The sequence below is a fragment of the Phenylobacterium sp. genome (assembly GCF_036402295.1).
In the GTDB taxonomy this organism is placed as follows: Bacteria; Pseudomonadota; Alphaproteobacteria; order Caulobacterales; family Caulobacteraceae; genus Phenylobacterium.
Window position 1 is genome coordinate 1 of sequence record NZ_DASWTE010000440.1, and the last position, 11,576, is coordinate 11,576.

Here is an 11,576-nt window from a genome sequence, read left to right on the forward strand (position 1 = left end):
CCGCCGAGTCTCGCGTGCGGCGGTAGTCCGAGGGCGGACCGCCATTCCCTGAAACGCGGCGCTACTGGCAGAAACCGACTGTAGTGGCGGAGAACCCCGCTGGTACGCTTGCTGGTATTTTGCCCCTCAGGACGCCAAGTCCCCTCGGGAATGTGAGTCCTGCCGGGCCCAACGCGACGGCTTGAAATCGCATGGACAAACCACGCGCCTTGCGACCTATTTGTGACCTAGCAATGGTCAAGCTTGATGTTGCGAGGCAAAAACTCGAGTGAGATCAGATAGATGTTCTGAAACTTCGCGCTGGCACAACATCATGGCCAAGATGGTCCTAGGGTTGTAGCAGGGGGTTTCAGAGGGCTTCGACCGGTTGCAAGGTATTGAAAACGTTGAAAATCACGTTTTCACGGGCAGTCGACCCTCTTCGTTGATTTTCCGGTTTTCGGGACTTGTTCGGGACCTGGCTCGCGTGCGGCGCAGCCGCTCGACGACTTAATGGTGTTGTTCCATGCCGGTGAAACGACTTGCGACGACGTCCTTCCAGGAAGCTGACCAGGGCGCAACGGTGCCAGCCCGAAGCGGCTGCGGCAAGCCAACTTAACTTGCGTTGAAAGCTCCTCCACCCGGCGCGATTTGGCGCCCGCTCAACGGGAGGACCTTGCATGGCCAGGGGGCATAACGAGGAAGGCGGCGGCGTGGACGCGGGCGCCGCCAAGCCGGAGCGGGCGGTTTGGAACATCATGAAGACGACCCCCGAGAACCAGGCGGCGACCTTCCGCAACCAGGACCAGATCTGGCCGCATCGGGTGATCCGGCGAGGCGACGCGGTGCGGGCGCTGCCGCCCCACGACCGGCCGCTCGCAGACCAGGCCTTCGCCGTGGGGGATGTGATGGTCGGCGTCGACGACTTCATGGCGCGGCGGCGGGCGGCCGGGTTCCTGATCCTGAAGAACGGCGAGATCGCGCTGGAGCGCTACGGCTTGGGCAGCGGCCCGGAGACCCGCTGGACGAGCTTTTCGACGGCGAAGTCGATGACCGCGACGCTCGTCGGCGCCGCGCTCCACGAGGGCGCGATCGGCAGCCTGGACGATGGTTGCGACCTCTACCTGCCGCAACTGCGCGGTTCTGCCTACGAGGACGTGACAGTCCGCAATCTGCTGCGGATGGCTTCGGGCGTGGCCTGGGACGAGGGCGACAATTCCAACGGTAGCGACGTAAGGCGACTGGGCCAGGCCATGGCGAGTCGGCGGCCAGGCGCCATCCTGGACCTCCTGAGCACCTTGCCGCGTGTTGCGCCGCAAGGCGCCGTCTTCAACTATTCGACCGGCGAGAGCTTCCTGCTCGGCGCCGTGGTCGCGGCGGCCACCGGCCGCCCGCTGGCCGACTATTTCGCGCAGACCGTCTGGGGACCGGCCGGCATGGAGGCCGACGGGCTCTGGCAACTGGAATCCGAGGATGGTCTGGAGCTGGGTGGGATGGGTGTCAGCGCCCGCCTGCGCGACGTCGGCCGCTTCGGCCTGCTGGTGCTGGAAGATGGCGAGGCTTTCAACGGTCGGCGGGTCCTGCCGACAGGCTGGCGCGATCTCGCCGGCCAGCCCGACTGCGCGGCGACCGCGTTCGGTCGACTTATGGTCGGCAGTCCGACGGGGTACGGCTACCACTGGTGGGCCCTGCCGGGCGCGCCGTTCGCGGGCGGCCTCCACGCCGGAGCGTTCCTGGCCCTGGGCGCCTTCGGCCAGCGCATCTACATCAATCCGACCGAGCAGGTGGTTGCGGTAATCCAGAGCGCGTGGCGCCAGCCGAGTGACGGCGACGCTGAGGCCGAGACCGTCGCGCTCCTCCGGACCTTGGTGCGCGCCCTCCGACCGACCCGGCATCTTAGTCTCGCGTCCCTCGCGGGACTAAGGCCGGAGCACCGTGGCCGGGTCCGCCTGCAGGGTGGCGTAGGCCCGGGCCACGGCGCCGCGGAAGCGCTCGTCGGTGGCCAGCGCCGGCGGGATAACCTCCGACAGGGCCAGGAACCGATCGACGTCGTCCGGGCCATCCGCGCAGTTCCGCGCGACTGCCGCCAGCCCATCGGCAAAGGGATCCACGATCTGGGCGCCGGCCCGGGTCTGGCGGACCACGAAGCGCATCCAGGCCGCGACGCCCACGGCGAGGCGGTCGACTGGCCGGCCCGCCGCGAGCGCTTCCGTGGCGGTCTCGAGCAGGCGGAAGCGCAGCTTCTGCGAGCCGTCCCAGGCGATCTGCGAGAGCTTGTGGACGATGGCCGGGTTGCGGAAGCGGACGAGGATCTGGCCGATATAATCGGGGACGTCGAGCTCGGGCGCGTCCAGGCTCGCGGCCACGTCCTGGCGCATCATCCGTTCCACGAAGCCGGCCAGCCGTTCGTCGGCCATCGCCGCCGAGACCGTCTCGCAGCCGAGCCCCAAGCCCACGTAGGCGAGGGTGGAGTGGGCGCCGTTAAGCAGCCGCAGCTTCGCCCGTTCGAACGGCGCCACCTCGCGCGCCACGGTGACGCCGGCCGCGCGGAAGAGGTCGGCGTCGTCGCCCAGTTCGTCCTCCACCACCCACTGCACGAACCGCTCGCGCTGGACGGGCCAGGCGTCATCCAGGCCAAGCGCCGCGGCCGCCTGGCGGCGCAGGCCGTCGTCGGTGGCCGGTGTGATCGAGTCGACCATGCTGCAGGGGAAGCGCGCGGCGGCCTCGATCCAGCGCGCGAGGTCGCGCTCGCCGCGCGCCTCGGCAAAGCGGATCACCGCGCGGCGCAGCTTGGCGCCGTTGTCCGAGAGGTTGTCGCAGCTGATCGTCGTGAAGGGGGGCAGGTCGTGGCGCTGGCGCTGGGAGAGGGCCTCGGTGATCCAGCCGATCAGGCTGGTCGGCTGTTCGCGTCGGGCGAGGTCGCGGCGGATGTCGGGGTGGTCAAGGTCGAGTTCGCCGCTGGAGGTCAGGCAGTAGCCCTTCTCGGTGACCGTCGCGGTGACGTAACGGGCCTCGAGCAGACGGCGGAACACGAGGCCGGGGTCCTCGGGCGCCACCAGCACCTGCAGGATCGAGCCGATCACCTGCACCGCGGGCTGCGCTTCCTTCTCGACCAGCGTGTAGAGCCCGTCCTGAGGCGCCAGCGCGTCGCGGACGTCGGGCGTGCGCAACGACACCGCACAGACGGCCATGTCGGGCCGCTCAGCCAGCATGCGGTCGAAGTACCAGGCCTGGTGGGCGCGGTGGAACGCGCCGGGACCGAAGTGCACCACGCCGATCTGCAGGGTCGCCCGGTCGTAGGGCGGCACGCGCACCGGCGGGCGCACGTGCGCCAGCGTCTCGTCGGACAGGTGCGTCAACGCGGGAGACCAGGCGGAGTCATCCGAAGATGGTAACCGGTGTCACTCATTTCGCAAGGCGAGGGCGGCAAGGCGAAGGCTAGTGGTTGCGGGCCGGCCCGGGTCAGGGGATATGAATAACTTCATTCGGCCTGAAGGATCGGTCCCAGCCCCCGTGAAGTCCCCGATGAGCAAGTCGCGCGCGCCCGATGATACCGAGGGGCTTCGGCGCCGCCCGACCATCAACGACATCGCGCGCCTGGCGGGCGTGTCGAAGAAGACCGTGTCGCGGGTGATCAACGCCTCGCCGTTCGTCCGCGACGACACGCGCGAGCGGATCGAGGCCGTCATCGCCGAGCTGGGCTATGCGCCCGACCCGCAGGCGCGCGGGCTGGCCTATGGCCGCGCGTTTCTGATCGGCCTCGTCTACGACAACCCCAATCCACAGTACGTCGTGAACATGCAGCTGGGCCTGCTGGACGGCATGCGCGGCTCGGGTTTCGAGCTGGTCGTGCACCCCTGCGACCGCACCAGCCCCACGTTCCTGGATGATCTGGGCAGCTTCGTGGAGCGCCAGCGGCTGTTCGGCGTGGTGCTGACGCCGTCGGTGTCGGAGGACGAGCGCGCCGCCCAGCTGATGGCCGAGATCGGCTGCGGGTATGTGCGCGTGGCCTCGGTGAGCCTCGACAGGCCCGAGCACATGATCGAGACGCGCGACCGGCTGGGCGGGCGCGAGGCCGCGGCGCACCTGGCTGAACTGGGCCACAAACGGATCGCGTTCGTGTCGGGCCCGCCCACCTTCCGCTCGTCGCACGAGCGCCGCTCGGGCTTCGAGGAGGCGCTGAACGAGCGGGGGCTGTCCCTGGCGAAGGCCTATGTGTTCGAGGGCGCCTACACCTACGACTCGGGCGTGGAGGCGGGCCGTGCGCTGCTCTCCATGGCCGAGCGGCCGACCGCGATCTTCGCCGGCAACGACGAGATGGCCGCCGGCGTGCTGCAGGCCGCCCGGCAGCTCGGCGTCCGCGTGCCGGAGGACGTCTCGGTGGTGGGCTTCGACGACTTCCAGATCGCCTCGCGCCTGTGGCCGACGCTGACGACCGTGCGCACGCCGACGCGGGAGATTGGCCGGCTGGCGGTCGAGCGCCTGATGGGCCGGGAGGACGACACTCGCGACCCGAAGAGCCGCCTGCCGTCGCTGGTGGTGCGGGAATCGACGGCGCCGCCGCCGGGGTGAGGGGCTGGGAGCCTCTTCCGACCGAAGGCGGTCGCTCGGACCCCGCACCTCCCCCTTTCGCTCGTCATCCCCGGGCTTATCCCGGGGATCCATGCTTCAACCGCCGCCAGTTCCTGCGGCGGGCCGCCGGGCGCGGCCCGCTCCCGCGCCGTCGAGGGATGGGGCACCGCGACAAGCCCGGGGATGACGACCGGGAGGGGGATGGGGGCAGCTCCCCACTCCTCCCGAAGGGCCGCCGACGTGCCGTTAGAGGCCGCGGAGGCAGCTAGCGCGGCGCTGCGCTTGGCGGCAGCTGCATGTCGGCGGCGAAGCGCGTGTTCTGGCCCCAGCCGATCCGCCAGGCGCCGTCGGCGCGCGTGAGCACCAGGATCTTGCGGCTGCGGACGGTGCGGTCGGGGAAGCGCGTGTCGCCCGTCAGCGTGCTCTGGAAGCGGAGCACGGCCGCGTCGGGCCCGACGAACCTCAGTTCCTCCAGGTGTTCGCGCTGGACGCTGTTCCGGTAGACCGTCTTGTGCACTTCGGTCATGCCGGCCTCGAAGCGGGCTCGTCCGGTCCAGACGTCGCCCGTCCAGAGTACCCACACAGCGTCCTCCTGGAAGAGTGCAGCCAACCGGCGCATGTCGTGGGTGTTCCAGGCGGTTTCCCAATCGGCGAGCAGCCGGGCGATCTGCGCCCGGTCCTCGGCCCGTTCCCCGGACTTCGGCGTGTCGGCGGGGGAAGCCGCGGTCAGCAGCAGCCAGCAGACTGCGAGAGATGCGGCGCGCACCATCAGGCCCTGTGACATCTCAGCCTCTCGTCGCCTGGGACCAGAGCGACGCTATCACTGGCGCGGCGGGGGCGGGAGGCGGCTATTCCGTAGTTTCCCCGAACCCGCCCGGCGGCTGGCGACGGATCGCGCCGACTGGGGTCAGCACCGTGCGCTCGATGATCTCGGCCATGGTGTCCGCGTCGACGCGGTCGAGGTTGCGGAGCCACCAAGCCAGGAGGTTCAGGATCGCCGAGGTCAGGTGGAACAGCAGGAGCTCGTCCAGCGGCTCGTGCGACGGCGAGGAGCGGGCGCGGCCGACGGTCTCCAGCGTCTGGCGCAGCATGCCCGCCCGCACCGTCTCGCCGGAGCCGCCCGCGATCAGGGCCTGGTGGATCGGCAGGTTGGCCTCGACGAACGCGCACAGTTCGCGCGCGGCGCCGCGGCGGTCCTTCTGGCGCAGCAGCGGCCGCACCTGCTGCAGGAAGGCGCCAGTGAGCATGTCGGCCACGTCGGCGAGCAGCGCTTCCTTGTCCACGTAGTGCCGGAAGAAGGTGGCGTAGCCGACGCCGGCGCGGGCGGCGATGGCGCGCACGGTGATCGTCTCGAGGGGGCTTTCCGCCGCCAGGTCGATCATCGCCTGACGCAGCGCCTGGCGGGTGCGGACGATCCGGGCGTCGAGGGCGATTGACATCGAAGGGCTGCGGTCCGTTATGATCCAGTGTATATCGTAAGTGCTCAACGGCGGCGTCAAGCCGCGTGCGCGAAGAGGCCTACATGGGTCCGGGCGCGGAGCACAGCGAGGATTAGGCTGGGAGGACGGCGCCTATGACCATCTCGAGCAATGTGAAGCGGGCTGGCTTGGCCGCCTTGCTGGGCACGGCCGCGTTGGGCGTCGTCAGCCTCACGATGGCGACTGGGGCGGTGGCGCAGGCGCCTGCGGCCCAGGCGGTCGACGACTTCGTCCTGCCCGACCAGCACTACCTGGCCCGGCAGCTCTACCGGATGGGCGACGCCAAGGCGGTGGTGCTGATCACCTACGCCAGCGGCGACGCGACGGTGCGCAAGGAGGCCGCGAGCTACGAGGCGCTGAAAGCGGCCTACAAGGCCAAGGGCGTCGAGGTGATGATGCTGGCCTCGAAGCTGGGCGAGACCCGCGAGAAGGTCGCGCCTGAGGCCAAGGCGCTGGGCATCACCATGCCCATCCTGTTCGACTACGACCAGCTGATCGGCGAAGGGCTGAACGTCACCCGCGCGGCCGAGATCATCGTTGTCGACCCGAAGACCTGGACGGTCGCCTACCGCGGGCCGGTGGACGGCGCGGGCGCCGCGCTGGACGCCCTGGTGGCCGGGCAGAAGCCGGCGCTGACGGTCCGCGCCGCGACCGGCGGGGCCATCGCCTTCCCCGAACGGGGCAAGGCGCACCAGAAGATCAGCTACTCCAAGACCATCGCGCCGATCATCGAGAAGAAGTGCGCCACCTGCCACCAGCCGGGCGGGATCGGGCCGATGCCGCTGAACAGCTACGAGCAGGTGAAGGGCTTCTCGCCGATGATCCGCGAGGTCATCCGCACCCACCGCATGCCGCCCTACCTGGCCGACCCGACAGTGGGCGCGTTCGCCGACGACGACCGGCTGACCTCGGCGCAGATGAAGACCCTGGTCCACTGGGTGGAGGCCGGCGCGCCGCGCGGCAAGGGCGAGGACCCGCTGACGAAGGTGAAGTTCGGCGCGCCGGACTGGCCGCTGGGCAAGCCCGATGTGATCGTCGAAATCCCCGAGGCGAAGATCCCGGCCACCGGCGTCATGGAATACCAGCGCCCGGTGGTGCCCAGCGTGCTGACCGAAGGCCGCTGGATGCGCGCCACCACCTTCCGCGTCACCGACCGCCAGGTGGTGCACCACATCCTGACCGGCGTGGTCGAGGGCGAGCAGAAGCCCGGCGCCACGGCCTCGGAATCGCAGTGGGGCGCCTCGCTGGGCGGCTACGGCCCCGGCCGCGGCTCGAACATCTCGCCGAAGGACACCGGCACCTGGGTGCCGCCGTCGGGCGGGATCGCGTTCCAGAACCACTACACGCCCTATGGCAAGGAGACGGTCGAGAAGACCCAGATGGGGATCTACTTCTTCCCCAAGGGCCAGGAGCCGAAATACGTCCTGCGCACGTTCGGAATCTTCGACTTCTCGCTGGTGATCCCGCCGGGCGAGGAGTGGCACCAGGAGAGCGCCTACATCGACGTGCCCAAGGAGATGGTGCTGTACGGCCTGACGCCGCACGCCCACCACCGCGGCGGCTCGGTGCAGGTGTCGGTGATCTATCCGGACGGCAAGGAGCAGCGGCTGCTGTCGCTGCCGCGCTACGAGTTCGAGTGGCAGTATGAGTACTTCCTGAAGGACCCGCTGAAGGTTCCGCCGGGCTCGAAGGTGGTCACCCGCTGGACCTTCGACAACTCGACCCGCAACCCGTCCAACCCGGACCCGACAAAGCGGGTCACCTGGGGCGAGCAGTCGTCCGAGGAGATGCTCGCGCTCTACCTCCACTACCGCTGGACGGACGAGACGGTGGCGAACCAGAAGCCCGAGAACGACAAGCTGATGCAGGCCGGCATGATGATGGGCGTCATGGACGACGATCTGAGCGGCAAGCTCACGCAAGCCGAGCTGAAGGGGAACCTGGGCGAGAACCTGAACAAGTACTTCGCCATGATCGACGCCAACAAAGATGGCGGCGTCGACCGGAAGGAGCTGGACGCGGCGCTGAAGCTGATGCCGCGGCGGCGCGGCGGTGGCATGCCCACCGCCGGCGGTGCGCCGACCCCGGCGGGCGGGGTCCCGGGCGGGCAGTAGGACAGGGCAGGCTTCTCGCAGCGCGCCGCAGGCGCTATCGCGGAACCGCGGAAAACGCGGAAATGCGCGGAAGCGGCCTCTGATCTTCCGCGCTCTTTCCGCGGCTTCCGCGGTTGAATTCTGTTGGCGCTGACCCGCCAGCGCCGCTCAGAGCTTCACCGGCTCCATCCTGGGCGTCAGGATGTGCACGACCAGGAGGGCCAGGAGGTAGGCCGAGGCGGCGACGATGAAGATCGGGGTGTAGGTGCCGAGGTCCTCCAGCACGCCGCCGATGTACTTCGAGAACACCATGCCGCCCACGGCGCCCAGCATGCCGCCGATGCCGATGACCGAGCCCACGGCCGAGCGCGGGAACACGTCGCTGGGCAGGGTGTAGAGGTTGGCCGAGAAGCCCTGGTGGGCGGCCGTGGCGACGCCGATGATCAGCACCGCCACCCAGAGGTTGGACGCCAGCGACGCGCCGGCCACCGGGACCGCCAGCAGGGCGCAGATCAGCATGGTGGTCTTCCGCGCCCGGTTGATCGACCAGCCCATCTTCATGAACCGCGACGAGAGCCAGCCGCCGCCCACGCTGCCCACGTCGGACAAGAGGTAGATGGCCACCAGGGGCGGGCCGAAGGTCTTCAGGTCGAGGCCGTGGCGCTTGCCCAGGAAGTCGGGCAGCCAGAACAGGAACATCCACCAGATGGGGTCGATCAGGAACTTGCCGATCGCATAGGCCCAGGTCTCGCGGTAGCCGAGCAGCCTGGTCCACGGGACCTTGTCCACCGGGTCGGCCGGGTCGCTCTCGATGTGGGCGAGCTCGGCCGCCGAGACCTTCGAATGCTCGCGCGGACGGCGGTAGACCAGCACCCAGATCGGCAGCCAGATCAGCCCCATCAGGCCGGTGATGATGAAGGTCATCTGCCAGCCGAAGGCCAGGGTGAGGGCTGGGATCAGCAGCGGCGTGACGATGGCGCCGATATTGGTGCCGGCGTTGAAGAGGCCGGTCGCCAGGGCCCGTTCCTTCTTGGGAAACCACTCGGCCACCGACTTGATGCCCGCGGGGAAAGCGCCGCCTTCGCCCAGGCCCAGCACCACGCGCGAAGCGATGAAACCCCCGAACGAGGTTGCGGCCGCGGTCGCCATGTGGCCGACCTGCCAGATCGCGAAGGCAATGCCGAAGCCGAAGCGGGAGCCGATGCGGTCGATGATCCGGCCCCAGGCCAGGTAGGCGATGGCGTAGGCGCACTGGAACCAGAAGATCAGGTCGGCATAGTCGGTCTCGCTCCAGCCGAACTCGGCGGTGAGATCGGCCTTCAGCAGCCCCAGCGCCTGGCGGTCGACGTAGTTGATCACCATGGCCGTGAAGAGCAGGGCCACGACGATCCAGCGGTAGTGGCCGGTGGCGGCGTGCGACGCCTCGGCGCCCGAGCCCGTGCGCCCTGGGGCGGTGGTCATGTCTATTCCTCCCGACCTTCGGCCGGCTGGGCGGGGACCGCGATGCAGCGGATCTCCTCCAGGTCGCCGAAGGTGATGCGGGCCGCTTGTCCGGCCTCGATGTCGTGGATGCCGCTGGCCGCGCCGGTGGTCACCAGCTGGCCGGCCTTGAGCGGGCGGCCGCGCGCCGCGCAGGCGGCCATCAGGAATGCGAGCGAGGCGGGCGGGCCGCCGGGGATCGAGTCGGGCGAGCCTTCGCCCACCAGCTGGCCATCGACCCAGGCGTGGCAGGGCGGGACCTCGTCCGGCCGCTCGCGCCAGGCCGGCACGACGCGGCCGAGGATCAGGCCGGCGTTGTTGCCGAAGTCGGAGGCCACCACGCGGGGGCCCAGCACGTTGATGGTGGCGAGCGGGCTCGCGGCGAACTCCACGCCCACAAGCAGCTCGTCGACGTAGGCGAGGGTCTCCTCGGGGGTCCACTCGAGCTTGTCGGCCGGCGCGTCGCGTCCCATGCGGTAGATGTACTCCGCCTCGACGGCGGCGAAGCCCCCGGGAATCACCGGCAGCGGCGTGGGGTTGGCTGGATCGGCCGCCCAGACGTGGCCGGCGAACACCGGGCCCATGACGCGCTCGGCCTGCAGTTCGGCCTGCATCTCGGGCGCGATGCGTCCCACCTTCCAGCCCACCACGGGCTCGGGCCACAGCGCGATGGCGGCCTCCTGGACGCGATAGCCCTCGGCCATGCCGGCTGGCAGCTCGCCCGGGAAGCCGGGGAGGGCGCGCGCGGCCCGGCGCGCGTCGACGAACTGGCGCGCAATCCTGGCCGGGTCAAACGCGCTCGCGGGCTTGGCCGCGGATACGGTCACGGGTTGTCGTCCTCCGGCCGGTCCTCGGATACGGGCGCGCGGCGCTTGTCGTTGGGCCGCGGTGCGGCCGGGTCGAGCGCACATTGTGGCATTAGGTAACCGGTGTCAATTTGCGTTGGGCGCGACTTTCAGGCGGTCATGGGATAGTCGGGGAGGGCCGTCGCAATTGGCTTGCGCCCCGGAATGACACCGGTTACCTAACGGGCAACGAGGAGGAAACGGCCGATGACAAGGCCCCTGGCGCTGAACCCGGACCGGCTGTTCCCCGCCGAGCCCGCGACGCGGGCGATCGCGCGCCGGCTGTACGCCGAGGTGAAAGCGCTGCCGATCATCAGCCCGCATGGCCACACCGATCCCGAGTGGTTCGCCGGCGACGCGCCGTTCGCCAATGCAGCCGAGCTCTTGCTGGCCCCCGACCACTACCTCTACCGAATGCTCTATTCGCAGGGCGTTCCGCTGGAGGCGCTGGGCGTGCCGTCGCGCAAGGGACCGTCGAGCGCCGATCCCCGCGCGGCCTGGCGCATCTTCGCGGCGAACCAGCACCTGTTCCGGGGCACGCCCTCGGCCATGTGGCTGGGCCACGTGTTCGCCGAGGTGTTCGGATTTGACGTGGCGCTCGATGCTTCGACCGCCGACCTCTACTTCGACCGCATCAACGCGGCGCTGGCGACGCCGGGCTTCCGGCCGCGGGCGCTGTTCGAGCGGTTCAACATCGAGCTCCTGGCGACCACGGAGTCGCCGACCGACCCGCTGAAGCACCACAAGGCGATGCGCGCCTCGGGCTGGAAGGGCCGGGTGGTCACGGCCTACCGTCCCGACCCGGTGGTGGACCCCGAGCACGAGGACTTCACGAGCGAGATCGAGCGGTTCGGTGAGATGACCGGGCAGGACGTCCGGTCTTGGAAGGGCTACCTCGAGGCGCACCGCCTCCGCCGTGCGGCCTTCACGGAAATGGGCGCCACGTCCACCGACCACGGCCACCCGAGCGCCCAGACCGCCGACCTCAGCGAGGCCCAGGCCGAGGCGCTGTTCCGGAAGGTGCTGGACGGCGTCTTCATGCCGGCCGACGCCGAGCTGTTCCGCGCCCAGATGCTGACCGAGATGGCCAAGATGAGCCTGGACGACGGGCTGGTCATGCAGATCCACCC

At 69.7% G+C, this 11,576-nt stretch carries 8 protein-coding genes and 1 pseudogene; 4 read left to right on the forward strand and 5 right to left on the reverse strand.

The window, feature by feature from the left end:
• Positions 1–908: 908 nt before the first annotated feature.
• Positions 909–1,772: pseudogene (locus VGD44_RS26570) on the forward strand (serine hydrolase domain-containing protein); the annotation flags it as partial.
• A 126-nt stretch (positions 1,773–1,898) separates the two neighbouring features.
• On the opposite strand, the gene VGD44_RS25150 reads toward VGD44_RS26570, so the two are convergent.
• Positions 1,899–3,338: a mannitol dehydrogenase family protein gene (locus VGD44_RS25150; protein ID WP_331091289.1), complete on the reverse strand. Its 1,440-nt coding sequence runs from the start codon at positions 3,336–3,338 to the stop codon at positions 1,899–1,901.
• Between the two features lie 166 nt (positions 3,339–3,504).
• Here VGD44_RS25150 and VGD44_RS25155 point away from each other — a divergent pair, with 166 nt between their 5' ends.
• Positions 3,505–4,551, forward strand: a complete 1,047-nt coding sequence (locus VGD44_RS25155; protein WP_331091291.1) for a LacI family DNA-binding transcriptional regulator — start codon at positions 3,505–3,507, stop codon at positions 4,549–4,551.
• A gap of 265 nt (positions 4,552–4,816) precedes the next feature.
• Here VGD44_RS25155 and VGD44_RS25160 read toward each other — a convergent pair whose 3' ends face one another.
• Positions 4,817–5,335 (reverse strand): SgcJ/EcaC family oxidoreductase, encoded by a 519-nt coding sequence (locus VGD44_RS25160; RefSeq protein WP_331091293.1) that lies wholly within the window; start codon positions 5,333–5,335, stop codon positions 4,817–4,819.
• A gap of 64 nt (positions 5,336–5,399) precedes the next feature.
• A complete protein-coding gene (locus VGD44_RS25165; RefSeq protein ID WP_331091295.1) occupies positions 5,400–5,990 on the reverse strand; it encodes a TetR/AcrR family transcriptional regulator in 591 nt (196 codons plus the stop codon).
• A 134-nt stretch (positions 5,991–6,124) separates the two neighbouring features.
• Here VGD44_RS25165 and VGD44_RS25170 point away from each other — a divergent pair, with 134 nt between their 5' ends.
• Positions 6,125–8,143, forward strand: a complete 2,019-nt coding sequence (locus VGD44_RS25170) for a redoxin domain-containing protein (RefSeq protein WP_331091297.1) — start codon at positions 6,125–6,127, stop codon at positions 8,141–8,143.
• A gap of 147 nt (positions 8,144–8,290) precedes the next feature.
• On the opposite strand, the gene VGD44_RS25175 is transcribed toward VGD44_RS25170, so the two are convergent.
• Complete coding sequence (locus tag VGD44_RS25175) at positions 8,291–9,583, reverse strand: MFS transporter (RefSeq protein ID WP_331091299.1); 1,293 nt, start codon at positions 9,581–9,583, stop codon at positions 8,291–8,293.
• 2 nt (positions 9,584–9,585) lie between these two features.
• Positions 9,586–10,428 (reverse strand): 2-keto-4-pentenoate hydratase, encoded by an 843-nt coding sequence (locus VGD44_RS25180; protein WP_331091301.1) that lies wholly within the window; start codon positions 10,426–10,428, stop codon positions 9,586–9,588.
• A gap of 225 nt (positions 10,429–10,653) precedes the next feature.
• Here VGD44_RS25180 and VGD44_RS25185 point away from each other — a divergent pair.
• The coding region (locus VGD44_RS25185; protein WP_331091303.1) for a glucuronate isomerase at positions 10,654–11,576 on the forward strand (923 nt) is incomplete at its 3' end.